Consider the following 22,958-nt stretch of genomic DNA (forward strand, 5'->3'; position numbering starts at 1 on the left):
CCTACGGAGATCTCTGGGCGGTGTGCCGGGCTACGGGCGGTGCAGCGGCGATCCGGGACCGGCGGACCAGGTGGGCCGCGGCGGTGTCCAGGTCCTGCTGGATCGCGTGGAGCCGGCGGGCGATCAGCTCCAGACCGTGTGCCGCTTCGGTGCCGGCGGCTCCGGGCTGGCGGGCGATGCGGTGAGCGGTGTGCTCGATCAGTCCGCGGACCGTGGCCAGCGGGCCGGCCTGCTCGTCGGCGAGCTGCGCAAGGACGCTCGCGAGCTGCGCGGATGCCGTGGGCGCCGTACGGACAGCGGGCCGAGCTGTGGGACCGGTGCGGGCCGGGATCAGGTTCAGGTCCTGTTCGATGCGGCGCGCCTCGTCGGCAAGGCGCCGCAGGATGTCTGCGGGCGGGGTGCGCCACGTGCCGTCGAGGTGGATCAGGTTGGCGATCAGGTCCAGGCGTCCGGGCTTTGCCTGGACGGCGATCCACCGCCAGCCGTGCTCCGCGGCGCCGGGTATCTCGATACCGGCGGCTCGCGCGAACCGGTGAGCGGTTTCGGCCCACTCGGGACCGGTCAGCTCCCGGTCGTCCGGGTGGAGGCGGATGTCGAGATGGAGGATCGCCCGTCGGTCGTCGTCCGCACTGGCAGCGAACGGATGCTCCAGGTAGGGATCCTCGAGGTGCTCGGCCCACTGAACCGACGTCCAGGTTCTCTGCTCGTCATCCGGGGTGTAGTAGTCCAGGCCCGACCAGTGGGCGACGATGGTGTACTCCGTCCGGCCCTCGTTCGCAGAAAGGGGCCGCCCGAGTGCCTCGGCGAGCGGGTCGCGCGGCGAGTGGGTCCGCGCGTGCAGGCGAGGGATCATGACGGCACCCGGCTCGACATGCGGGTGGGCGGCCGGTGCTGATGAAGGTCGCGGGCTGTGCAGAGCAGGGAGCGCTCGCGGAGCAGGGCGGTGCGGCCGGGGCGGTGCATGGAGGAAGTCATCGGCCGCCCCGGATGTCCGCGATGTGCACGAGCTGACCCAGGGCGGTGGTGGTGTACCAGCCGCAGTCGATCAGCTCGTCACGGTCGGCGAACCGCGTAAGGAGGGCATCCTCCATGGCCCGCAGGTAGATCAGGCAGTCCGGGCAGCGGCGCGAGAGGTGCACGAGGTAGCGGGGGTGTGCGGTGACGTAGGACTGGGCGCCGCCGGTCGCATCACGCAGCCGCCAGCCGTCCTCGTCGGTCGGGGTGTGCCAGGACGGTGCCACGACGCGCATCGCGTCACCCCACAGGTCTCCGCCGGCCATCCCCTTCAGGACGACGACGGTGTCACCGGCCTGGAAGTGGGCATGGGTGATGTCCCGATCTGGGGTAAGCGGGTCGGGCGTCGGTGCGAACGCCGAGGTTGGCGGGGGCTGGGACATGAGTTCCTTCCACGCAGATGCTGGCGGGGTGGGAGCATCAATAGTCCGGAGGAACGCCGGTTTGGCTAACCGGCGTTCTCCGGCTATGTTGCCCCGCCGTCAGCGGAACGGGTTCTCCGTCCCGCGATCCGCCTCACCGGCCGCGTCAAGGAGTTCGAGCAGGTCAGCGCCTTCGGCGTCGCGCTGGTCGATCCACCATCCGGCACGGGTGATGGCGCGGGCCTTCTCCTCCAGCTCCGCCCAGTCCGCCTCGTCCCACGTGCCCTCGACGACGAGCGCCGTGTGCGCGGATGTCATCAGCTGGTGGCGGGAGCGCTCACCCCAAGCCAGGGCCCTCTCCGGGCCCTCCAACTGCGGCATGCCGAACTGCTTCGCCCACGCCAGGGCTGCCTCCTGCTCCTCGGCCCGCTTGGCCGCGAGCCACTCCTCCTTGGACTCGGCGTCGGCGTCGCGCGCCGCCTTCCAGCAGTCGGTGCAGTCCTTCGCCGCGAGCCAGCGGGCGAAGCCGGCCCGCTTGTCGGCAGGGCGATTGGACAGGTCATGATCCACGCGGTGGGAGCAGGCGTGCTCCACGGTCCAGTGCGTACGCACGGCCATAATTCGATCTCCTCAAAGGGGTTGCAAGGTGGGGGTTGCGCTTAGCGGTGTCGGGCGGTGGTGCTGGCGCGGGGTGGCGGCGTGGGCGGTGTGGTGTCCACGGCGGGGCGCGGACGGGCGCGCAGCACGGGGGTGCGGTGCGGGGGCAGGACGGCGACGGTCGCGCCGAGGTCCTCGGCCGCCTCTTCGACTTCACGGGTGAGGAACTCGATCTGCCGGCTCAGCGCTGCCAGGCGGGCGGCGATCTGGCGGCCCTGCACGGTCTCAAGGGCGCTGGCGAACTGGCCGCTGGTCTCCAGGAGTTCCTGCAGGCGGACCATCGGGCCGGCGTCATAGCCGCGCTGGACGGCGCCGAGGAGAGCGTTGGAGGCGTCACCGGCGCTCTGGCCTTCGACGACATCGCGGATGAGGTCCTGCAGGGACACCTCCGGGACCGGCGCCGGGCGGTTGAACCGGGAGACGTCCGCGCGCAGCACGCCGGGCGGAACCGGAGCGGGCAGCACCTTGCCCGCCTCGTACTCGTGGGCGTAGTGCCCGACAACCTGCCAGCCCGGTGCGTCCGGGTCGCCGCGCAGCGCGATCACCGTCGAGTCGTCGCCCTCGACCAAATAGGCGAGGGTGATCGGCTGCCCGTCGGCGGCGTACCACGACTCGGTCAGCTCCAGCTCGCCGCGCCTTTGCGCGGCCTGTGCCCTCTCGGTCCACATTTGCTGTTCCTCGTCGGTCAGCGGTGCCTTGTGGTGCTGGCCGCCCTGCTGGTCGGCGAGGTTGCTGGCGATGGAGCCGTGGTCCGCCCAGGCGGCCAGGTGCGGCCACAGGGCCGCGTGCTGAGCACGCGCGGCCGGGGAATCGGGTGCGGCTGGCCGGTCGAGCGCCCGGCGGATTTCGGCGGCCGAGGCGGCCAGGCCGTCCAGGACGGCCCGCCACCCGGTCAGGTGCCGAGCGGGTGGCAGCTCATCGAGCACCAGGCGGGCGGCATCGAGGAGAGCCTCGGCGTGCGGGGCGAGGTGGGCGGCGTACGCCTCCACGGCGGCCTTGTCGCGGTGGGCTCGCGTGGCTGCCGCGGCGCCCGCGTGGGCGGTACGGCCGTAGCGGTCGCGTGTCATTGTCGAGCGCGGCCTCGGTCTCGCGGTCGATGACCGCCATCCGCAAGCGGAAGTCTCGTGCTGCGTTGGCCAGTTCTGGAGCGGTCGGCAAGGGGCCGTCGGGGGTCGGACTGCTCGCGGATGTCATCGGGACCGCCCGCCGGTCGCGGCCGTCAGGTGGACGGTCGGAGCGTAGGTGGGCTTCGGCGGGATCGGCCGGGCCGCCGGCGGGGAGGTGGTGGGCGGTGCGGAGCGCTGCGTCGTCCGGCCGGCGGCGGCCTGGGCGAGACGGCTGCGGCGCTCCTTAAGTCCGCGGGGCCGGGCGGGGTGTGCCGGGCCGGCCGAGAGGGACGGGTCGAGGCGGATGTCGGCCTGCACGGTGTAGCCGTGGCGGCGCAGGTCGTGGACGGCTTGGCGGGTGCGGCGGACTCCGTCGCGCTCGGGCTCGCTGAGCCGGTACAGGCCGGGTTCTCCAGGGACGGGCTCGAACTGCTCGCGCTCCAGGTACCAGTGGGCGAGGTGCGCGGGCATAGAGGGCGTGAAGGAGGCGACGAAGCCGTGTTCCTCGTGGTCGCCGAAGGCGAAGTGGGTGCCGGGTCGCAAGGGGGCGAGGTTCTCCTCGGGGCGTGGGGCGGAAGGGTCAGGGGCCGCGGTGCGCGGGCCGGGCCGCGGTGAGGGGGCGGGCCGGCGCGGCGACGGGCAGGGCCGGGCGGCGGTGGGGTGCGCTGATGCGGGCCTGACGCAAGAACGTTGCGCCGTCGGTGAGCCAGGTCTCGATGGCCGGCCACGCGCGTGCTCGACGCTCCTGCTCCGGCACGAAACCGCCGTGGACGATCTCGTCGACCAGGGCCTCGGCATCGATCACGGCGTCGGCCAGACGGGAGAGGGCCGCGGCGTCATCGGGCCACGGGCTGCTCGCGGGTCGGCACCGGTCGAGCAGCGCCGGGGCGTGGTCGACGACGGTCAGGAAACGGCGCCAAGCATGGTCGAGGAACAACTCCGTCGCGGTGCCGAGAGCGGCGGCGCTCAGCGGGGTGGCGTCGCTGTAGCGGCCGGAGGCGTTCCTGGCCTGCCAGGTGTCATGCTCGCAGCGGATGTCCCCGAGTACAGCGGCGATGGCCGCCGTCTGGCGGGCGTGGACGGCCTGCTCGTAGGCGGGGAGGTACCGGCCGGTGAGCACCCGGGCAGCCCGTCCGGCAAACGGCGGCAGGACGATGCTGCGCGGGGCGTGGGGATCGCCGTAGCCCCCCTCCAGTCCCTCGGGCGAGAAGGCTCCGACCAGGTAGTCGAGTTGACGGCCGGGACGTTCGATGAACAGCAGCGTGGTGCCCTGCACCGCGTCGGTGAGGAGCGCGGCGTAGGGGATCCGCTCGCTCTGGACGGCGCGGCCGAGTTCGCCGCTGTCCCAGATCCAGGGGACGAGGTCTTCCTGCCAGGCGGGGTGCGAGTAGCTCTCGACCGAGGCGTGCCACTGGCCGGGCAGGAGGCGCGCGAGGTCGCGGGCGGCGTCGCCGATGAACCGGCGGCTGCTCGTGTGCACGCTGGTGCGGTGCCGCTTCGCACACCCGATGAGGTCGACCACGGTGGTCTTAGTGCCGCCCGCGGGCAGGTGCCAGACGCCGTCGTCATCCCGCTGGAAGCCGCTCTCGGCGAGGGCGGTGTGCGCCCAGCGGTACTGCTCGCCCGAGGCGATGGCGACGATCCCGGACTCCCGGCTGTGCGACAGGATGATCTGCGCCTCAGCCATGGACCAGGTCCTCGCCACCGCGCAGGACGGAGCGCAGGCTGCGGCCGTACGCCCAGGCGTGCTCACGGGCAGCCGCCTCCAGCTGGTCGTATCCGACCTGGGCTGTCATCTGCCCGTTCCACTTGCGGTACCGGTACACGGGGACCGGCAGCAGGATCCCGGGCGCGAGAGCGGTCACGCCGAGGGCCGCGCAGTAGTCCTCACCTTGCACGAGGCCGCCCATCGGCGCGGCGCGCACGAGGTTGGTGCGGGCGAGGATCGTGGTCGGTCCGAGGGGGATGGTGTCCGCCGACGACTTCCAGTACGTCCACACGTCCCCGGCCTCGTGCCGGCCGGGCGGCGTGGGACAGCGCCACAGGGTGGTCGAGCCGTCGGGATACTTGTCCTCGCTCCAGCCCGCACACCAGCCGACCCCGGTGGACTCCAGGGTGTCCAGCCGTACGGCCATCGCATCGTCGGTGAACTCGTCATCATCATCAGCCCAGTTGATGTATGGGGTGCGTACGTGGTTCAGGGCCAGGTTGCGGGCGCAGGCGGCGCCAACCGGCCGGGGCAGCGTCAGGGTGCGAACGCGGACATCTTGTGCGAGCGGGGCCGGCAGGCGGTCGGGAGAGGCACCGTCGAGTGCGATCACGGCCTCCCACGGCACGGACTGCCGGGTCAGGCTCGAGTGCATGGCGGTCAGGTAGTCGAGCCGGTCTTCGCGCAGGCGGCTGGCGATGACGACGGTGATCAAGGGAGTGGTGTGCAGGGGCAGGGAAGGCTCCGGGAAGACGAGGGAAAGCTAGCGGCGGGCGGTGGGGCGCGAGGGGCCGGCCTTCGCCGGGGCTGCGGCAGGAGCGCTCGGACTCGGCGTGCTGCGTGATGCCCGGATAGCGGGCGGGGAGTCGCGGGAGGACCAGGCCGCCGGGTGGTCGTTGAAGGCGGTGCGCGGGTCGATGGACCAGCTCACGATGGGGCCGGTGTCCTCGTGCAGGAGGCTGATTACCTCGACGCCCTCCTTGTGCAGGACGTACCCCCACTCCATGTCCTGCTCGTCGGCGGTCTCGTCGGTGACCGACATGCGTACCGGCGGAGAGCCGTCCGGGGTGACCAGGTGGTCGAGGGTTCGGCTGGGCCAGTGCTCGCCGCCGGTCAGCGCGGTCACGAGTGCGGGCGGGGCATCGTCGAGGAGATCGGTGCCGAGTTCGTCCCAGCCGACGGCGACGTCGTCGATGAGGTGCCGGCACATGGCCTCAATGTCGCGTCCGAACCTGTACTGGTAGGCGGCCAGGAGCAGGGGGAGGTGGTGGCTGGGCACGCCGTCGAGCTGGACGTGAATGCCGGTGTACCCCGTGCTGGCGGTGGGGCGGGCGATGAAGGAGCGAGTGGACAGGGAGTTCTCCGCGGCGAGCAAGGGGGAAGGGTTCGGCGGCCATCAGGTGGCGGGCGGGTGTCTCTACGCGCCCTGCGACCAGGACGGGACCGGGGGGCCGGAGGCGTCGGTGCGGGCGCAGGTGTAGCCGATCAGGCGGGACGGGGCGGCCTTCGCGGGGACCGTGGCGGCGTCGTTGCACACGAACGTGTACGTGATGGAGGTGCGGGGCACGTCGTGGAGCCAGGCCCGGTCCTCCTTGCCGGGGTTGATCTGCAGGCCCGAGTGCGCGACGGCGTCGGTCTGGGTGTGCATGTGGGAGAAGAGGATCAGCGCGCCGCCGTCGGCGGTCTTGAGGGCGTAGGCGTCCTGGTAGCGGTTGTCGGTGCCGGCGAAGACGGTGGTGCCCTGGTCCCCGTAGCGGGTGCCGGTCTTGTCGTGGACCTCGATCTGCCGCTTACTCGCCGTGGTCGGCGTGAAGACCTTCGTCCCGGTGCTCGTGCCGCCGGTGGCGAAATTGTCGAGCACCGCGGTACGCAGCAGGTTCGCGTCGGCGGCAAGGTGCTTGTTGCCGTCGGCGGCAACGGCCGTGGCGTACCCGTCGTGATCGAGGGCGATGTCCGGCAGGTCCGGGCTGTCGAGATCGACGACGGAGACCATCTCCCAGCGCTTGTGCTGGGGGCGTTCCGCGAACACCGCCAGCCGCGTAGGGGCCTTGCCCTTGTCGTCCGAGAGCGCGGCGGCGAACCAGCGGTCCTGTCCGGCTCCCAGGCGCGGGATGTACAGCTTGGCGCTGGCGGTGTTGTAGGACCACGGCTTGTAGGGCGTGCGGTCAGCCGCGGGGAGTCCCTCGGTCTCGGTGTAGTCCGAGACGGACATGGCGTACAGCGGGCCGTCCTCGACCGTGTCGAGCAGGCGCCGGTCGCGGTCGGAGTTGGCCTCGTTGTTGATCTTCGAGTAGTGGGTGATGACGTCGCGGGCCTGGGCGGCGCTGAGGGCAGGCGCCGGCGTTGGCGCGCTGCTGGCGCTGGGTGACGGCTTGGCGACAGTGGTGCCGTCGTCGGCACAGCCGGTGAGGGCCAGGGCGAGACAGGCGACGCCGGCGAACAGCGGCAGGGTGCGGCGGGCGATGCGGATGGAGACTCCAAGGATTTGAGGGCGGCGGGCGGGTCAGCGCGTACGGCGGATCGGGGATGCGGCCTTCGCTGACGCCGGCGGAAGAGGGGCGCTGGTGGTGGGCGCCGAGTGGCGCAGGTTCACGCCGATGCCCTGGGCCGTGAGCTGCTGGACCACGCCGTGGATGCGAAGGGCGTGGCCGGTGTCCCCGTAGGTGGCGGGCAGGAGGAACGCTGCTTGGTGCGGGTGGTACTGGAAGCCGTGGGTGTACAGCGTCATGCGGGCATCCACCGGCACGCTCGCGTACGGTGCGCCGAGGGCTCCGTCGCTGTACAGGGTCAGGGTGAGGACCTGGTCGACCTGCGGTGGGGCGGGCCGGTGTGGGGGCTCGGGCTGGTGCGCCGCGTTGTCGAGGACGGCGTGCAGGGCCTGTTCGTAGCGGGGCAGCAGTCGCCGGGCGATGCGTGCTGCCGCCCGCGCGGGGTCCTTGGGTACGGCGATGCCGTTGGGTTCTTCGACTTCCGCGAAGTGGTGGGGCTTTATGCGCGTGCTGGCGGGGGCGAGCGGGGCGACGACGAACTGGTGCGGGTAGCGCGGGCGGTCGGCCACGTACAGCCGCTGGTCGGCCGGCCCGTGGAGCACGGCGTCGTGGGTGAGGACGTACTGGCTGACGACATAGTCGACGTGGCCGGTGTCCCAGAGCTGCTGGGTGCGGGGGAACTGGTCGGCGTACTGCGCGTGGCGCTGGTACTCGCTGGTCCAGGTGCCGGGCAGGCGCGCGGCAAGGCCGGCGGCGAAGGCGGCCAGGTCAGAGCGGGGTGAGGTCATGTGTTCCTGGAGGGAAGCGATGGTCCGGGTCAGCGCGCGTTCCGCGGCTGTGCCGGCGGGAGCACTCGCGGGGGAAGGGACGGTGCATGGGCCGGGCTGGAGGGCAGTCGCGGTGCCGACGCGAGCGGGGTGAGGGCCCGCATCCTGTCCTCGGCCACGTGCAGGACCTCTCCGAGGTTGCGGATCTCGGCGGCGGCGTCGGCGAGGTCGTACGACAGGTCGAAGCCGTCGTCCTCCTCCGCTTCCTTGGCCTTCTCCCCGGCTGCTTCGAAGAACTCGCCGAGCTGCGCCAGCAGTCCGTCGGTGGGCTCCAGGATCTGGTGCAGCAGGGCAGCGGCATCCGCATGCGACTCCGCTCCGTTGAGCCGGTCGGTCAGAGCGCGCAGTGCGTCGCCATAGACGTAGGCGGGAGCACGGTCTGGTATGCCGGGGACGCCCTGGGCCTGGGGCGGGGGCGTCGGCCGGACTGCGTGCACGCGTGGGCTTTCGCCGGGCAAGACAGGGTGCGGCAGCAGCCCGAGCTGGGCCAGACGGTGGTCGATCGCCTCGATCAGGGGCTGGGCGCTGCCGCCGTGGCGGGCTTCGGGCCGCTGCAGAGCACCGGGGTCGTCGGAGGGGGCCGAGTCGTAGAGGACCTCGAACAGCGACGGCTCGTCGGGGTGCTCACGCGTCGCGATCCAGCCCTCGGGGTCTCCGGGCGGGCGCTCGGAGGACGGCTCCTGCGGCGGACCGATGATCAGGAAGCTGTCGTCGGGGAGCGAGACGCGCACGATGTAGGCGCTGAGGCCGAACTCGATGTCGCATGGCAGGCCGCGTGCCCGCAGCGGCGTGGTGATATGCGCGTGGCGACGCCACAGCTCCTGCCACCATGGGGTGTCCACGTTGCGGTGGTCGGGAAGCGGTGCGAGCGAGGCAACGCGGCGGGAGTCTGGGGTGCTCGCTTCGTCAGCGGCCACGGTTCCTCCCGCGGGAGGAGGCGGGCGATCGGTGCGGTGGAGGCGTCCGTCCAGCGAGGGTGGCTCCCGGCTGCGACTCCTGACTGAAGCCGAGTTCGTACTCGTCGTGGGTGGCGATCAGGTCGTGTTCCATCTGGGCTTCCTGGTCGGCGACCTGTGCCATGAGGTCGTCGAGTTGGGCTCGACGTTGTTGGTCTTCGGCCCATTCGGTGGCGTTCACGTGAGGGGGACTTTTCAAGAGGACTCCGTGTGCAGGCGGTGGCGATGCCGTGTCGATCAACAGGGGTGGTCCCTCGGCATCGCGTTTGCGAGAAGCGGCGTGACTGGAATCGCCGAAAGAGAGCTATCGACGGGGTGCGGAGCCAGGGGACGGAGGAGCGGGCGGGACACCTGCGCTGGCCCCAGGCTGGCCGCCGGTCGGTGTCGCGGGGGTGGGAGCCGGGTCGTAGGCGGCGCGCAGCCGGCTCAGGCCGGCCTCGTCAGCGAGGGCCAGGACCGACAGCGCCCGGCTGGCCGCCGTCATCAGCAGGTTTGAGGGAGATCCCTTGGCCGCACCGCGGTTCTCCCGCCGCCACCGGGCGGCGGCGACGAGGTAGTCGCTCACGGCACGCAGTGCAGGTTCGGCGGCGTCCAGGACGTGGTCGGTGACTGCTTCGATCTCCGCCGGAGTCTGAGCCGCGGCGAGGGCGTCCAGGTAGGGGGTGAGATCAGGTGCGGGCCAGGGCTGGTCCGGCAGCGGATGCGCGTCGAGGAAGGGCTGCGCGTCACGTCGCGCCCACCGCTTCAGGTCGCCGCGGGTGGCGAGGTTGTACCGGGCGGCATGGATCTGGTCGGCGTCGCGGCCGACGTTGTCGTACAGGTCGAAGTCCGGGTCACGCGGGGGGATACGAAAGTCCTTCGATGGGGTGTTGTCAGGATTCGTGAACTTGACGCATTTTCAATGCATTCGGGAGTCGGTGTCGAAGAGCGCCAGCTCGTGGGGATGCAGCAGGTGCTGGACGATGAAGGATCTGCCAGCGACTTTCCACAGACCACGGCCCCGGTTCAGGTGCGCGATGGCGTTCATTTCCACGGAGGTCAGGCCCAGCAGGGCGGCGGCGGCGTGGAGCTGGTCGGTCTCCTGGCGGTAGATGATCCGGGTGCTGCAGTCGGCGAGGAGGCCCTCGGCGAGGGCGCGGCCTTGTGATCCGGCGTCGCCGGCGGTGAGCAGGTCGGACAGCCGGTGGATCACCATGAGGTTGGCGATGCCGAGGCCGCGGCTGAGCTTCCACTGGGCCTGCATCCGCTGCAGCAGGCCGACGTGCCGCATCAGTCGCCACGCCTCGTCGTACACGATCCAGCGCCTGCCGCCGTTCGGATCGGAGAGGGCGGACTCCATCCAGGCACTTGCGCAGGTCATGGCCAGGACGAGGGCGGTGTCGTCGCCGGATCCGCCGAGCCGAGAGAGGTCGATGGTGAGCATCGGCGCGTGCGGGTCGAAGGCTACGGTGGAGGGGGCGTCGAACATGCCGGCCAGGTCACCGTAGACGAGGCGGCGCATCGCGTGGGCCAGGTCGCGTGCGGCGTCGCCGAGCTGGCCGGACATCATGCCAGCCGCTTCGTCGAGCGCACTGGAGTTGTTGAGGGTGGCAGCGACGTCGCCGAGGAGCGGGGTGCGGCCGGTGCCGGCGGCGCGGGTGACCACGGCGTCGAGGGCGACATCGAGGGCGGTGTGCTCCATGGGCATGAGGTCCCGGCCCAGGACGGTCCGGGCGAGGGAGCCGAGCAGGAGCAGGCGCCGTTTGCGGATCTCGCCGACCCAGTCGGCCTCCGTCACGCTTTGCGGGCGGGGGGCCTCATCCAGAGGGTTCAGCCGTCCGGGCAGTCCGGGGCCGAGCGCGACGGACCGGCCGCCGAGCGCGTTCGCCACCGGCGTCCACTCGCCTTTCGGGTCGCACGGGACGTAGACGCGGTAGCCGAAGGCCACCGAGCGCAGCGCGAAGGACTTGGCGAGCGCGCTCTTGCCCTGGCCGATCACCCCGGCGAGCAGGAGGTTGGGGTTGGTGAACCCCTCGACCTTGCCGTACAGCGCGAACGGGTCGAAGACGAACGACGCTTCCGCGTGGACATCGCGGCCGATGTAGATGCCCTCGGCGCCGAGCCCGCCTTCGGCGAGGAAGGGGTAGGCGCCGGCGGCCACGGCGGTGGTCATGCGGTGGGCGGGCAGCTTGAGCCGGTTGTTGCGCGCGGAGGCGGGCCCGGGACGTCCGCTCGGGGGGTAGAGCGGAGCGGGCATCTCGTGCTCGGCGGGTGTGCTCTCGGCCTGGTGGGCGGTGGCTTCGGCGCGGGCCTTGGCGGTGGCTTCGGCGAGCTTGCGGCGGGCTGCCTTGCGGCTGGCCCGGTCGGTGCCGTGGGGGGTGAAAAGCGGGCTGGCGGAGGCGCGGCGGGCGCGGCGAGCGGGCCGGTGGCTCATCGGAGGCCCTCGATTCTGCGGGTGGTGCTCATCGCACGCAGGCCGTGGTGTGCGGGCGGAGGTCGGTGGGGGTGGTCTTACGCCGGATGCTGTGCCCGGCGGCGAGGTGGCGTTGGCAGATGGTCAGCACGGGCGGCCCTTCGGGCAGCCGCTCCGGATGGCACGCGCTCGTCTCGGTGTCTGCCTGCGCTGTATTGCCGGGCAGCAGGTGGAAGGCGGCATGGATCTCGGTGGCGGCCTGCCACAGCCGGGTGTGCGCGGTGGCGAGGTGGCGGCCTGCTGCAGGATGCGGGGGCCCTGCTGCCTCGACCAACTGGTCGATGAACCGGTGTAGTTCGGTGAGGTGGGCGTGGAGGGTGTCGAGGTGCCCGCGATCCGGGGGCGCGGCACGGTTGAGGGCCCGAGCGTGGTGGCGGACGCCTGCGGTGGCGGCCCGAAGGTAGGGGTGCGCGTCGGGCGCGCTGGGACGGGGAGGGATCAAGGGGAGGTCCTTGCCGCCAAAGAGGCGGGAGCGGGGTGTGGGGGCGAACTGGCAGCTACAGGGTGGTGCGGGCCAGGGGGAGTGCGGCGACGGCGAACGCGTCGGGCTGCTGGTAGTTCAGCCGTCGCAGGTCGACGCCCGAGGTGACGGCGTGGGTCTCGATCTGTGCGCAGGCGGCGTCCAGGAGGGCGTCGGTCTCGGCGGTGACGGTGACGAGGCCGGTCAGGGCGACGTCCGCGTGTCCGGCGATGAGCTGGCGTTCGCGGGTTTTGACGTCGGCGTACTCGACGGAGTCCTCTTCGGAATCGACCTGTCCGCGGCGGGCGCGCTCGTTGGCGTCGGCGATGATCGCGGCCTTCTTGCGCTGGACGTCCCGCAGTGCGGACTCGAGCCCCTGCGGTACGTAGATGAGGGAGAGGCTGCGTCGCACGCCGGCCGTGAACATGAGGCCGTGCATGAAACCGGCGTTCGTCTCGGTGCGGGGCCAGTTCTCCACCCAATACGTGGCGTGCCGTGCGCTGTCGGTGGCGAGGCGGTCGTACTCCTCGACCTGGACGACGGGACCTGCGGCTGCGGGATCGGCCTCGGCGCGGCCGGTGTCGGACCACTGCTGGAGTGCGGCGAGGGCCCCCGGGTCGTAGGCGGTGCGGATGACGGCGGCGATCTCCCGCGCGGTCAGCCACCCGGTGACCATCAGTCCGGCGTTGCGGGCCGCCTGGGCGATGGAGGCGGTGGTCTGCTCCATGACGGTGAACGCCCCGGGCAGCCCGCCGCCGGCCTGCGAGATCAGGCGCCGGGCGGCTTTGAGGTCGAGGGAGATGGCGAGGTAGGTCTCGTGGGGTGCGGCGGCGGGGCCGGCCGAGGCGACCAGTTCGGAGTAGATCTGTCCGGCGACCGGTGTCTGGGGGTGCCCGTTCTGGGCCCAGTGGCGGGTGAGGGTGTCGCCGCTGTCGGGGACGGTGCGTTCCAGCACCTGCACGGTGGCGATGTGCCCGGTGCGGGCGATGCCCGCGAGCGCGCGGCCCCAGCTGCCCACGTTGTGGTTCTGGGTGGCGGGGTCGAGGAGGGCGAAGGCGCGGCTGCTGACCCGGGCGATGGCGGTCAGGGTCTGCCGGTGCGGGTCGTGCACGGCCGCGGCGCCGTTGGCGGAGTCGCCGGGCGTGACCACCTTGAGCGAGGCAGCCGTGCCGGGCAGGTGGAGGAGGCCGTCCTGCCGGGGCCGGGTGACGGGCCGGGCGAGCCAGAGCGTCTGGCCGGTGCGTCGGCGCTGTGCGTAGCGGGCGACGATCGGCGCCCAGTCGATCAGGGAGCGTCCGTGCCGGCGGATCACCACGAGTGCACCGGATGCCGCCCACAGCGGGGCCAGGGCGACGGCGCCGACCAGCCCGGTGGAGACCACCGTCATCAGCAGCAGCGCCAGCGTGCAGGAAACGAGGATGAGTTGGGGCAGGGAGAGGCCGAGGAGGATGCCGCGGCGGGACCGGTGCGGAAACTTCACCGTGACCGGAGCGACGGAGAGATCAGTCAAGGGGCGGGTCCTGAAGGCGCGGGCGGAAACCCGGGGGCGGGGGTGCAGTACACGTCCCGCCCCCGGTAGACGAACAGGGGATCAGAGGCCGGTCGCAGGCGGCGGCGGTGAGGCCGTCCCGCTGGGCGTGGCGTTCTGTGCCCCAGGGGACGGCGGTGCGCCTTGCGGCGGCGGGGTCGTGGTCGGCGGCACTGACTGCCAGCCGCCTTGCTGGCCGGCCGCGGCGCTTACGCCGGATCCGCCCGGCCCCGGGCTGCCGCCCACCTGGCCGCTGGTGTCATCCGACACGCTCGTCGGCGCGGGCTGGACGGCCTTCTCCAGGCCGGACTTCATGGCACCGCCACCGGGCGAGCCGCCCGTTCCTCCACCCTGCGAAGCGTCCTTGCCGCCGCCGCTGTCGCCGGTCGGGTTGGCGGCGATGTCGCCGGGGAATCCGCCTCCGCCTGCGGCGTCGGGGCCTTGCGCGGCGGCGACACCCGCTCCGGCTGCCGCGCCGCCGGTTCCGGCGGTGGCGGCTGCTGCCGCGGCCTTGCGGGCGGCGTTCTCGGCGTGAGCCTTGGCGATCTGCGCTCCTGCGCCGCCGGCGCGGTGGATGGACTCGCCGTCGGTGCCGTCGGCCGCCCAGTGCACGAACTTGAAGACGGCATAGGGGCACAGCAGCACCAGGATCATGATCACGATGCCGGACATGACGTCGGCGAGGGCGGCGATGCCGTCGGTGGCTTCGGTCTTGCCCATGGCGGCGATGCCGAGCACGAAGATCACAGTCATCAGCAGCTTGCTGACGACGAGGGTGGCGGTGGCTTCGATCCAGCCCTTGCGCCAGCGGCGTGCGACTTCCCAGCCGCCGCCGGCGGACGCGAAGACGGCCAGGGTGACCATGACGAGGATGCCGACCTTGCGGACCATCATCACGCACCAGTAGAGGAAGGTGCCGATGGCGGCGCCGAGACCGACGACGACCGGGACGAGCCAGCCGAGTCCGGCCAGGGACCCGATCTGGCTGACCTTCACGATGCGGCGCACGGCCGACTCGATGCTCAGGTGCGCGGTCTTGAACAGGCCGTCGCTGACGGCGTCGACGACTTCGACGGCGACCGTGGTCAGGGCGATGGCGCAGAACGCGAACAGGACCCCTGACATGGTGGCGGTGAACGCCTGGGTGAGGGCTTGTCCGTCGCGTCTGACGGCGGCCCGGACGAGCTGCGCGCAGAAGGTGGCGACCAGCAGGACCAGGCCCAACGGCAGCAGCATCTCGTAGTTGTCGCGGAACCATCCGGCGTTCAGGTCGACCCTCGTGGTGGTGTTGACCGCCTTGGCGGCCAAGTCGGCCGCTGCCGCAGCCAGCTCACCTGCGGACTTCGCCATCCAGTCACCGATGGCCTTGCCAGGGTCCGAGGCGAAATCGACCGCGTCGCCGACGGCACAGAGCTTGTCCGCCAGGGGGTAATCACAGAAACCCACGGGGAATTACTCCTCCTTATCTCGTGTCAGGCGCGGGTCACTGCGTGACGCTCGGAGCGATGGCGGCAAGGGCACAGTCGTGGCCGGGGCGGCACCGCACGGCGAGGGTCACGGCGCGGTCCTCGGCTCCGCCGCCGCCCTTCTTCCAGGCGATCTGCTGCTTGCCGTTGACGGTGACGACGTAGATGTACGCCTCGGTGATCGCCGAGGGGTCCTCCGCGAGGGCCTGCTTGAACGCGCCCGGGTAGTGGCCTTCGGTGACGCGGGCGGTGGCGTGCTGGTCCTGGTCGGCCATCCGCGACCACAGCAACGGATCAGGGACCTGGCCGGAGACGGACGCCCAGTCGGCGTAGGTGGGCTCCTTGGTCATCCACTCGCGCATGCCGGCGAGCTGCTGGTCGCGGCTGGTGTCGCGGGTGTCGTAGGACCACAGCATCTGGGCTGCTGCCTTGGCGTACGCGACCGGCTCGGAGATCTGCGGAGGCTTGGGCACCGAACCGGAGCCGGCCTCGGGTTTCGGGGCGGGGGCCTCGGAGGAGGACGGGCTGTGCGTTGCGGCCGGCCCGGCAGCTGTCGGATCCCGGTGGGCGTTGCCGCTGCCGGACAGCCAGGCGACGGCTGCGGCGATGGTGAGCAGGACGGTGACGACCAGAGCGACGATGGCGATGCGTCGGTTGGCCGACCAGCCGACGCCGTAAGAGGACAGCGAGAGGGTGGGGAATCGGGTCCGCATCAGTGGACCTGCGAGCCGAGGGTGGAGAAGAACGCGACGATTCCGTTCGCGGCGCCGAGGCCGAGGGCGGCGCCCGCGGCGACGACAGCGCCCTTCTTGCCGTTGGCCTCGGCCTGGTGGCCGCCGGTGTGGTGGCCCCATGCCCACACGCCGAGCGAGACGGCGAGGGCGCCGACGACGGCGATGATCCCGAACATGTTGATCGAGTTGACGACGTTCTTCAGCACGCTGAGCCCGGGCAGGCCGCCGCCCTTGGGCGAGATCCCTGGGTCGTAGGCGAGCTGGATGACGCGGTCTGCGAGAGGGAGGGACATAGGTGTGGCGGGCTCCTTGCATACGCGGGCCAGACGAGGGGCCGGCGGGGGGAGGGGAAGCAGAGGGGGTGGGGAGATGCGCTCGGGGCGCGGGAGATCGCCGCGGCGGCCGGCCTGGAGCGGTGACCGGGCGGTGGCGTCAGATGACGCGGCGGGCGGCGAGAATCGTCCAGTCCTTGATCGGGGTGATCCGGACCGGCTTGGTGGTGCGCGGTGCCTCGATCACGAGGCCCTCGCCGATGTACATGCCGACGTGCTCGGGACGGCTCGCGGTACCGCGGCTGAAGATGAGGTCACCGGGCTTGAGCTGGGCGGGCGAGACTGCCTTGCCCTCGTTGACCTGCGTGTACGTGGTGCGGCTGAGGGCTACGCCGGCGTGTGCGTACGCCTGCTGCATCAGCGAGCTGCAGTCGCAGCGGCCCATCGGGTCGGGGCCGTGGGCGTTGGTGCAGGATCCGCCCCACTGGTAGAGGGTGCCGAGCTGGTGCATCGCCCACTCGATGGCGTTGCGTGCCTTCGGGTCGGCGTCCTTGGGGATCTTGTATCCCTTCGGGACGCTGCCCTCGGGGATGGGGCCGAAGCCGGAGCCGTCCTGGCCCGGAGCGCAGCCGGTAGTGCCGGCTCCCGGGTCCTTGCCTGTGTTCGGCTCCTTGGCGTCCTTGTTGTTGCCGGCGCCGGGGAAGGTCTTGGCGATGGCTTCCTGCAGCGCGGTGGCCAGGTGCTCCCACTGCGCGTAGGCGTCCGGCAGGCCGGACTGCTGTACTGCTTGGGCGGCCTGGGTGACGGTCATCTGCTGCCAGCCGTTCACCTTGAGCAGGTGCTTGTAGAACTGCTCGCTCGCGTACGTCGGGTCACGGATCTGCTCGGCGGTGCCCCAGCCCTGGGAGGGACGCTGCTGGAACAACCCAAGGCTGTCCCTATCGCCGTAGTTGAGGTTGCGTAGCCTCGACTCCTGCATCGCCGTGGCGAGCGCGATGACCTGGCCCTTCTTGGGGACGTCGAGGCTGATACCGGTGGCCACGATCGTCTGGGCATTGGGCACCTGCTCGGCGGGCAGGTCCAGGCCCTCGACGTGGACGTTCTTGCCGGACGCCCCGTCGAGGATCTTGGTGACCTGCTCGGCGACCTTGCCGGTGTTGATGTCGTTCAGGCAGATGAGGGAGCTGCTGCTGCTTTGAACGGCGTCCGCGGAGGACGCCATCATCATGCCGGTGCCGGCGAGCAGAAGCGGGGAGAGGAAGACGACGCCGATGCCGGCGGCGAGCGCCTTCAACCGGAGCGGACCGCTCGTGGGTCAGCGAGGTCGGGCAGGGGTGGGTAGCGAGACGTCATGAGCGTGTCCTTCGGGGGTGCGGTGTCCGGCGTGCCGCGTGCGCGAGGCGTGGTGGAAGGGCGTGGCGGCCGGGGTGGGCGATCAAGGCGGACCGATGCGGGGCGAGTTGCCGCTCGCTCCCAGCTGGCCCGGCCGTGAGCTAGGTGTGCCGGGGCAAGGGGGTACCTCCGTGAGGTGTGGCGGGGGAGTAGCCAGCGGCGGTGTGCGCCGGGCGGTTCAAAAACAGTAGATGCGGATTGGCGGTTGACCAAAAAGCTGGCGCGAGGTGCCGGAATCCGGCACCCTCGCACGGCACTTCTTGGTCGTCGGCGGATTCGCCTCTACAGTTTTTGGACTCCCCTCGCCTCCTCGGTCTGCGGCCCTGGGCTTCTGCACGCCCACTTCCGGCCTGCGAGGACTCCTGTGCGAGGCGGCTAGTTCCCACCGTGAATCCGCACCCGAATAGGGGCCCCTCTTTGCCTTTTTCCCTTCACCAGGGCGACGCCCTTGCCGTTCTCTCCGGCCTTCCGGACGGCTGCGTCGATTCCGTCATCACCGACCCGCCGTACAACAGCGGTGGCCGGACCGCGAAGGAGCGCACCACCCGCTCCGCGAAGCAGAAGTACACCTCCGCCGATGCCAAGAACGACCTCGCAGACTTCACCGGCGAGAACATGGACCAGAGGTCCTACGCGTTCTGGCTGACGCAGATCATGACCGAAGCGCACCGTCTGACGAAGACCGGCGGGACCGCGCTGCTGTTCACCGACTGGCGTCAGCTCCCGACGACGACGGACGCGATCCAGGCCGCCGGGTGGCTGTGGCGCGGTGTGCTGGCCTGGCACAAGCCGCAGGCCAGGCCGCAGAAGGGCCGGTTCACCCAGAACTGCGAATTCATCGTCTGGGCGTCGAAGGGGGCGATCGACGGCTCCCAGAACCCGGTCTATCTGCCCGGCATGTACTCGGCGTCGCAGCCCTCGGGCGCGCAGCGCCGGCACATTACGCAGAAGCCGGTCGAGGTGATGCGCGAGCTGGTCAAGATCAGCCCCGAGGGCGGCACGGTCCTCGACTTCTGCGCCGGCTCCGGCTCCACGGGCGTGGCCGCTCTGCTGGAAGGCCGGGACTTCATCGGCGTGGAGAAGACCGAGCACTACGCGTCGATCGCGGCCGACCGGCTCACCGAGACGATCCGCGAAACCCTCACGCAGGACGACGTGGACCTTACCGGCTGAGCCCCGTCCGTGCCTGCTGCCAAGGCGACCGGCTCCCCACGCGTAGCCGTCGGCGAAATACCGCGGCAGTGGCCGTGCAGCTCGCCGGATGGGCCGCGCGCAGACGCTTCCGTCCTTTTCTCATCCCGTGTCTCGTAGGAGGCCGAGCTTTTCAATGCCCGAATCAACAAAGTCGCCTGACGATGGCGAGTTGGAGCCGGTTCGTATTCCGGACCGACAGCTGGAGGGAATCGAGGCGAGCGTGCGGCGGCTCATGGAGCAGTCGGCGCAACAGGCTCAGCAGCTCGACCACCTCGCGTCCGCCCCGCCGCCCAGCGGATCACCGTTCGCAGCCTTCGGCATGCCAGGACTCGGTGGGCCGCCTCCCGCCGCTCCACCGGAGCCCCGCCCGATCCTGGAACTCGACGGAGAAGAACGCGAGGACGAACTCGACGCCCTGTCCGACTGGGTGGATGACTTCTTCCTCCCGGTGTACGGGGCGGAGGTCACCACCGCGGCTCCCTGGTGCCTGCAGTGGCAGGAGCACGACGACGTGGTGGCCTGGCTCCACGCCCTGTGGCTCGCCTACCAGCAGCACAAGGATCCCGAAGCCGGGCTGTCCGGTCTGTTCGTGTGGCACCGGGACTTCCTCACCCACGCCGTCGCGGCGATCCGCGCGCCGGGTGGGCCGCTGTCGGCCTGCATGACCTCGCCCGACCGGCCCGCGCACCGCCTTCTGCCCGGCCCGCCGCCGTCCGTGCGCACGGAGACGGCGAACACGACACAAGCCGCCGAACCGGACGAGCCGACGTCATGACCGCGGGAGCGGGACAGCCCGCCTTCGCACTGAGCTTCGACCCCCGCGCGCTGACCGATCTCCTCCAGGCCCCCAGCGACATACGCGACCTCACCCTCGCCTACCTGCAGGAAGTCGTGAACGCGCAGCGCTTCGGCCTGCGTCTCGACGGTGACCTGGAGGGATTCAGGAAGCTGTTCGTGGACTCGCGCAAGGACTGGCGTGTCGTCTACGGCGTCCGCCCGGCACCCGCGGAGTCCGCGCATCCCAAGGAGATCCACGTCGTCGCCATCCGGCCGCGAGCAGGCAACGACGTCTACGACGAGGTCGGCCGCCGCCTGGGGATGACTCGTCGGCCGCTGAGCGCCCGCACCCACGCGGCACGCTCGCGTTCCCCGCAGCTGACCACCCGCGCTCCCGTACCCCGGCCCGGTCCGTTGCCCACCGCACTGCCGGGGCTGCCCCGTCCCGCCCCAAACCCCGCGCACCATCACACCCGCTGAACGCACAGAGGTCCGCCTATGCACCCTCCACCCGCGCCGGCACCCACCCGGCGTGCGGTCTCCCCGCTCGACCACCGCCTCCAAGCCGTCACCGGGCACGACATCGACACCCTGTGGGCCTACCGCGACCGCGGCATCCTCGACGAGCAGCACGCCCACCTGGTCGACCGGCACCGTGAACTGGCCAAGGCCCAGACCAGCGTCACCTTCTACCTCCGGCTCCTCAACCGCCTGTCCAGCGGCGAGTTCGACGTCGACAGCGCGCTGTTCACGCGCATCGACCGCACCATGGACCAGCTGGAAGAGGCCACCGCCGCGCGGGACGCCGCGGCTAGGAAGGTGCTCGCCGCCCTGGAGCCCATCGAAGCAGCAGCGGCGGCTCGCGCGCCCGACCCCCGGCAGCTCTCGACGGATGACCAGGCGGCGCTGCTCGCCATCGCCGGCGGCGCCAAGCTCTACGAACACCTGCTGACCGGCCGGATGTCCGTCACAGCCGCCTCCGGTACCCGCATCCCCCACGCCAAGCTGCAGCAGTTGGAGGACGCCGGCCTGGTCGTCCGGGACACCGGCCACCCCGTGCACGCAGGCCAGCCGGTCGCGCTCACCGACGCCGGACGGGCCGCGCTGTTCGCCGCCCGCCGGGCTCCCACGGTGCAGGCGCCGAAGGTCCCGGCTCGCCCCGGCGCATCGCGGCCCACCCCGGCGCAGCGGCGCTGACTTCACCGAAAGGCTCTTGTTGTCTCCCACCGACCCGGCGCCGGACCGGAAGTCCAACCCCGAAGTCGACTTCGATCTGGACGACCTCGACGCCGACGAGGAGAAATACCTCGACTTCTACCGCAAGGTCGCCGTCCACGAGGACATGCTCGTTCCCCTCGCCGAACACCACGACGGCCCGCACAGCTTCTGCGGACAGTTTCCACGTGTTGCCGCTCTGCTGACGACGCTACCAGCACGCCGCGCTCGCGGCCGTGACTACCGTCCAAGACACCCCTCTGTTCGACGGCTTGGCCGAAGTTCCTACCGTCCCCGTCTGGTGCCAGCGGTGGAACGGCCCACGGCACTCCTTCCGTGACGTTGGTGAGGGCGGGTTCGACGCCCGGCGGTACGCGGCCGAGCTGCTGCCGGAGAAGGAATCGAAGACCTTCGTGGTCGAACACCACTACTGCGGCTCCTTCCGCCGCGCGGTTCCGCTTCGGTCTGTACGACATCGACGCCGACGGGGTGCAACTGCGCGGGGTGGCCATGTTCGGGGTGCCCGTCACCGTGGCCGTGCCGACGCGGCCGCTGAACCCGAGGGCTTCCCGCCAGGGCGCACGAAAATCAGTGCGCTCGGACACCGGCTGCTTCGATACTGCTGGTGACGAAAGTGAGGTCCCGTGCCGCAGATCGAGCCGAGCGTGCTGACAGCGCTCATGGCGGCGGCGAAGGACGCCGTCTCCAACGCAGCCGCCGCCTTCTCCCTCACGGCCATGGACGTCGGTTCGAGTACGACCGTCGAGCAGCAGCGGGATGCGCTGGTCGCGGCCTTGCGTCGCCGGCCGTCTGAGGTGCTAAAGGCCCGGGAGGAGGCGCGGGAGGCCCCGCCGATTCCGCCGACCACGCCGACCCAGTTGGAGATCTGGAGCCTATACGCAGACCACGTGGATGATCCTCTGCTCCGTGGCCACCTTCATCATCTGCTGCTCGACGCCGGACACGGCCGTAGACCCGACCACGTTCGTGGCGCGGCCTCCGGATACCTCGACGCGGCGCAGCTGCTGTTGGCCGCCCAGGACGGCCACGGGCTGCCGCGGGCCGCCCGGTGCCTAAAGAGGGCCGGAGAGCTGTCCCTCAAGTTCAAGCAGCACGACGTTCGTGAACGCGCGACCAAGGACGCCCTCGCCCTTGCCGAGCGCCTCCTAGCCAGCGCCGAGGACGAGGGGGGACCTCTGCTGGTTGTCCTGGAAACGTTGCAGACCCTGGATTGCGATGTCGCGGACCTCGCCGAACGGGCGGCCGACCTCTTCGCCCGCGACGTGGATGTCCGGCTTGGCTTCCTCGATGCACTGCGGAAGGACGCGGGCGCCAGCCGCCACACGGAGATCGATGCCGCCGTGGTCCACACGCTCCTCGACGCCGCCGATACCGCCGATGCAGGGCACCGCCGCCTGTACTTGCTGACGGAGGCAGCGACCCAGGCGCAGAAGCGGGGACTGCCCGACCTGCGGGCCCGTGCCGAGATGGCCCTGCAGCAGACCACGCCGGAGTGGACCTCCATCCGGCCCGAGGGCACCATCCCGCGCACATTGATCGCCGGGCAGCAGGCCCGGGTCGATGCAGCCGAGGATCTGCGGACCGCGCTGTGGCTCACCGTGCAGGACATCCACCCGGCGATGCGGGCGCAGGCCGAGGCCGAGGCCGACGGCGCGCTCGAGGGCCTGCTACGGATCCCGCGCTCGCGCATCAACCCAGCCGGGCCGGTCTTCGTCCGACCGCCCGTCGAGGCCAACGACGACCTCGCCGTGGCGATGCAGGTCCGCGGTCTGGGACTGTTCGGGATCCTGACCGCAATCCAGCTCGACCGCATCCACGAACGCTTTCGACCTGACGAGTTCGAGATGACCGCCGCTCTGGCACACGAGGCGGTGCTGCCCGAGCCGCGCGCGCGGACCCTCGCCCGAGCCTTCTGCTACTACTGGCTGGAGGAATTCGACGCCGCGGCGTGCGTCGCCCTGCCACAGGTCGAGCAGATCCTCCGGGAACTCCTGCGCTCCCGGGTTCCTGTCGTCTCCGTGGCCTGGGGGCCGAGCCCCGGTGGAGTCGACTTGCTGGGCAAGCTCCTGAAGAGCATGCCGGAGGCCGGGTATCCGGCGGACTGGAGCAGAGCGCTGGAACTTCTCCTGGTCGACCCCGACCGCGGGATGAACCTGCGCAACAACATCCTCCACGGCCTGGCCGACACCCCGCCCAAGCACCACGTCGCGCTCATCTTGCAAGCGGCGCTGTACCTGCTCAGCCACGCGCACGGGCAGCGCATGGCACCTGACCCGACGGCCTAATTCCCAGGACCGCAGGGCTTAGCCACTCCTGGGCCACTCCGCC

General features: G+C 71.1%; 25 protein-coding genes and 1 pseudogene. 6 read left to right on the top strand and 20 right to left on the bottom strand.

The genetic code is table 11. The annotated features are described in order from the left end of the window. Nucleotide 1 precedes the first annotated feature (1 nt). The 20 genes and pseudogenes from GA0115233_RS19030 to GA0115233_RS19120 form a co-directional block, all read right to left on the bottom strand. Entirely contained in the window at nt 2-853 is an 852-nt protein-coding gene (locus GA0115233_RS19030; protein ID WP_093721447.1) for a relaxase/mobilization nuclease, read from the bottom strand. Between the two features lie 118 nt (nt 854-971). After that, nucleotides 972-1,397 carry a hypothetical protein gene (locus GA0115233_RS19035; RefSeq protein ID WP_093721448.1) on the bottom strand — a complete coding sequence of 142 codons (426 nt, stop codon included), beginning with the start codon at nt 1,395-1,397 and terminating at the stop codon, nt 972-974. 99 nt (nt 1,398-1,496) lie between these two features. Continuing rightward, nucleotides 1,497-1,994, bottom strand: a complete 498-nt coding sequence (locus GA0115233_RS19040; protein ID WP_176711854.1) for a hypothetical protein — start codon at nt 1,992-1,994, stop codon at nt 1,497-1,499. Between the two features lie 41 nt (nt 1,995-2,035). After that, nucleotides 2,036-3,227, bottom strand: a pseudogene (locus GA0115233_RS19045) (hypothetical protein). Then, the gene (locus GA0115233_RS19050; protein WP_093721449.1) at nt 3,224-3,682 is read right to left on the bottom strand and encodes a hypothetical protein; all 459 of its coding nucleotides are present in this window, start codon (nt 3,680-3,682) and stop codon (nt 3,224-3,226) included. The pseudogene GA0115233_RS19045 and the gene GA0115233_RS19050 overlap by 4 nt, the downstream one beginning before the upstream one ends. A 37-nt stretch (nt 3,683-3,719) precedes the next feature. After that, nucleotides 3,720-4,826 carry a hypothetical protein gene (locus GA0115233_RS19055; protein ID WP_093721450.1) on the bottom strand — a complete coding sequence of 369 codons (1,107 nt, stop codon included), beginning with the start codon at nt 4,824-4,826 and terminating at the stop codon, nt 3,720-3,722. Continuing rightward, complete coding sequence (locus GA0115233_RS19060) at nt 4,819-5,562, bottom strand: glycosyltransferase family 2 protein (protein WP_093721451.1); 744 nt, start codon at nt 5,560-5,562, stop codon at nt 4,819-4,821. Before GA0115233_RS19060 ends, GA0115233_RS19055 begins: the two co-directional genes overlap by 8 nt. Before the next feature lie 48 nt (nt 5,563-5,610). After that, nucleotides 5,611-6,126: a hypothetical protein gene (locus GA0115233_RS19065; RefSeq protein ID WP_176711860.1), complete on the bottom strand. Its 516-nt coding sequence runs from the start codon at nt 6,124-6,126 to the stop codon at nt 5,611-5,613. 138 nt (nt 6,127-6,264) lie between these two features. Beyond that, the gene (locus GA0115233_RS19070; RefSeq protein ID WP_176711855.1) at nt 6,265-7,059 is read right to left on the bottom strand and encodes a hypothetical protein; all 795 of its coding nucleotides are present in this window, start codon (nt 7,057-7,059) and stop codon (nt 6,265-6,267) included. 291 nt (nt 7,060-7,350) lie between these two features. Then, on the bottom strand, nt 7,351-8,124 hold the full coding sequence (locus GA0115233_RS19075; protein WP_093721454.1) for a hypothetical protein: 774 nt from the start codon (nt 8,122-8,124) through the stop codon (nt 7,351-7,353). Nucleotides 8,125-8,153: 29 nt separating this feature from the next. Further along, nucleotides 8,154-9,080 carry a hypothetical protein gene (locus GA0115233_RS19080; RefSeq protein WP_093721455.1) on the bottom strand — a complete coding sequence of 309 codons (927 nt, stop codon included), beginning with the start codon at nt 9,078-9,080 and terminating at the stop codon, nt 8,154-8,156. Beyond that, entirely contained in the window at nt 9,070-9,300 is a 231-nt protein-coding gene (locus GA0115233_RS40655) for a hypothetical protein (protein WP_141689539.1), read from the bottom strand. The genes GA0115233_RS19080 and GA0115233_RS40655 overlap by 11 nt, the downstream gene beginning before the upstream one ends. A 123-nt stretch (nt 9,301-9,423) precedes the next feature. Next, nucleotides 9,424-9,684: a hypothetical protein gene (locus GA0115233_RS19085; protein WP_093721456.1), complete on the bottom strand. Its 261-nt coding sequence runs from the start codon at nt 9,682-9,684 to the stop codon at nt 9,424-9,426. Nucleotides 9,685-10,017: 333 nt separating this feature from the next. Beyond that, the gene (locus tag GA0115233_RS19090; protein ID WP_093721457.1) at nt 10,018-11,532 is read right to left on the bottom strand and encodes an ATP-binding protein; all 1,515 of its coding nucleotides are present in this window, start codon (nt 11,530-11,532) and stop codon (nt 10,018-10,020) included. A 28-nt stretch (nt 11,533-11,560) separates the two neighbouring features. Further along, the gene (locus tag GA0115233_RS19095) at nt 11,561-12,010 is read right to left on the bottom strand and encodes a DUF6238 family protein (RefSeq protein WP_176711861.1); all 450 of its coding nucleotides are present in this window, start codon (nt 12,008-12,010) and stop codon (nt 11,561-11,563) included. Nucleotides 12,011-12,068: 58 nt separating this feature from the next. Beyond that, nucleotides 12,069-13,541: an SCO6880 family protein gene (locus GA0115233_RS19100; RefSeq protein ID WP_176711856.1), complete on the bottom strand. Its 1,473-nt coding sequence runs from the start codon at nt 13,539-13,541 to the stop codon at nt 12,069-12,071. Between the two features lie 81 nt (nt 13,542-13,622). Continuing rightward, nucleotides 13,623-15,005, bottom strand: coding sequence for an SCO6881 family protein (locus GA0115233_RS19105; RefSeq protein ID WP_093721459.1), 1,383 nt, complete (start codon nt 15,003-15,005; stop codon nt 13,623-13,625). A 37-nt stretch (nt 15,006-15,042) separates the two neighbouring features. After that, on the bottom strand, nt 15,043-15,738 hold the full coding sequence (locus tag GA0115233_RS19110; RefSeq protein WP_093721460.1) for a hypothetical protein: 696 nt from the start codon (nt 15,736-15,738) through the stop codon (nt 15,043-15,045). Next, nucleotides 15,738-16,052 (bottom strand): DUF6112 family protein, encoded by a 315-nt coding sequence (locus GA0115233_RS19115; protein ID WP_006143162.1) that lies wholly within the window; start codon nt 16,050-16,052, stop codon nt 15,738-15,740. The genes GA0115233_RS19110 and GA0115233_RS19115 overlap by 1 nt, the downstream gene beginning before the upstream one ends. Nucleotides 16,053-16,191: 139 nt before the next feature. Beyond that, complete coding sequence (locus GA0115233_RS19120) at nt 16,192-17,325, bottom strand: C40 family peptidase (protein WP_093721461.1); 1,134 nt, start codon at nt 17,323-17,325, stop codon at nt 16,192-16,194. Between the two features lie 515 nt (nt 17,326-17,840). On the opposite strand from GA0115233_RS19120, the gene GA0115233_RS19125 reads away from it, so the two are divergent. The 6 genes from GA0115233_RS19125 to GA0115233_RS19150 all read left to right on the top strand — a co-directional run bounded on the left by GA0115233_RS19125 (nt 17,841) and on the right by GA0115233_RS19150 (nt 22,915). Then, complete coding sequence (locus tag GA0115233_RS19125; RefSeq protein WP_093721462.1) at nt 17,841-18,596, top strand: DNA-methyltransferase; 756 nt, start codon at nt 17,841-17,843, stop codon at nt 18,594-18,596. A gap of 253 nt (nt 18,597-18,849) precedes the next feature. Continuing rightward, complete coding sequence (locus GA0115233_RS19130) at nt 18,850-19,392, top strand: DUF4913 domain-containing protein (RefSeq protein ID WP_061915836.1); 543 nt, start codon at nt 18,850-18,852, stop codon at nt 19,390-19,392. Beyond that, the gene (locus GA0115233_RS19135) at nt 19,389-19,874 is read left to right on the top strand and encodes a hypothetical protein (protein ID WP_093721464.1); all 486 of its coding nucleotides are present in this window, start codon (nt 19,389-19,391) and stop codon (nt 19,872-19,874) included. Before GA0115233_RS19130 ends, GA0115233_RS19135 begins: the two co-directional genes overlap by 4 nt. 18 nt (nt 19,875-19,892) lie before the next feature. Further along, the gene (locus tag GA0115233_RS19140) at nt 19,893-20,591 is read left to right on the top strand and encodes a hypothetical protein (protein ID WP_093721465.1); all 699 of its coding nucleotides are present in this window, start codon (nt 19,893-19,895) and stop codon (nt 20,589-20,591) included. A gap of 16 nt (nt 20,592-20,607) precedes the next feature. After that, nucleotides 20,608-20,949, top strand: a complete 342-nt coding sequence (locus GA0115233_RS40205) for a hypothetical protein (RefSeq protein WP_107406444.1) — start codon at nt 20,608-20,610, stop codon at nt 20,947-20,949. A gap of 304 nt (nt 20,950-21,253) precedes the next feature. Next, the gene (locus GA0115233_RS19150; RefSeq protein ID WP_093721466.1) at nt 21,254-22,915 is read left to right on the top strand and encodes a DUF4209 domain-containing protein; all 1,662 of its coding nucleotides are present in this window, start codon (nt 21,254-21,256) and stop codon (nt 22,913-22,915) included. The last annotated feature ends 43 nt before the right edge of the window (nt 22,916-22,958 follow it).

The organism is Streptomyces sp. DI166 (assembly GCF_900091315.1).
Taxonomy (GTDB): Bacteria; Actinomycetota; Actinomycetes; order Streptomycetales; family Streptomycetaceae; genus Streptomyces; species Streptomyces fuscus.

What these genes read in the sequence shown, in the direction of transcription:
- GA0115233_RS19040 (WP_176711854.1), bottom strand. Translation starts at nt 1,994, where the DNA reads ATGGCCGTGCGTACGCACTGGACCGTGGAGCACGCCTGCTCCCACCGC.
- GA0115233_RS19110 (WP_093721460.1), bottom strand. Translation starts at nt 15,738, where the DNA reads ATGCGGACCCGATTCCCCACCCTCTCGCTGTCCTCTTACGGCGTCGGC.
- GA0115233_RS19140 (WP_093721465.1), top strand. Translation starts at nt 19,893, where the DNA reads ATGCACCCTCCACCCGCGCCGGCACCCACCCGGCGTGCGGTCTCCCCG.
- GA0115233_RS19115 (WP_006143162.1), bottom strand. Translation starts at nt 16,052, where the DNA reads ATGTCCCTCCCTCTCGCAGACCGCGTCATCCAGCTCGCCTACGACCCA.
- GA0115233_RS19055 (WP_093721450.1), bottom strand. Translation starts at nt 4,826, where the DNA reads ATGGCTGAGGCGCAGATCATCCTGTCGCACAGCCGGGAGTCCGGGATC.
- GA0115233_RS19075 (WP_093721454.1), bottom strand. Translation starts at nt 8,124, where the DNA reads ATGACCTCACCCCGCTCTGACCTGGCCGCCTTCGCCGCCGGCCTTGCC.
- GA0115233_RS19130 (WP_061915836.1), top strand. Translation starts at nt 18,850, where the DNA reads ATGGAGCAGTCGGCGCAACAGGCTCAGCAGCTCGACCACCTCGCGTCC.
- GA0115233_RS19035 (WP_093721448.1), bottom strand. Translation starts at nt 1,397, where the DNA reads ATGTCCCAGCCCCCGCCAACCTCGGCGTTCGCACCGACGCCCGACCCG.
- GA0115233_RS19030 (WP_093721447.1), bottom strand. Translation starts at nt 853, where the DNA reads ATGATCCCTCGCCTGCACGCGCGGACCCACTCGCCGCGCGACCCGCTC.
- GA0115233_RS19070 (WP_176711855.1), bottom strand. Translation starts at nt 7,059, where the DNA reads ATGTCCGTCTCGGACTACACCGAGACCGAGGGACTCCCCGCGGCTGAC.
- GA0115233_RS19135 (WP_093721464.1), top strand. Translation starts at nt 19,389, where the DNA reads ATGACCGCGGGAGCGGGACAGCCCGCCTTCGCACTGAGCTTCGACCCC.
- GA0115233_RS19090 (WP_093721457.1), bottom strand. Translation starts at nt 11,532, where the DNA reads ATGAGCCACCGGCCCGCTCGCCGCGCCCGCCGCGCCTCCGCCAGCCCG.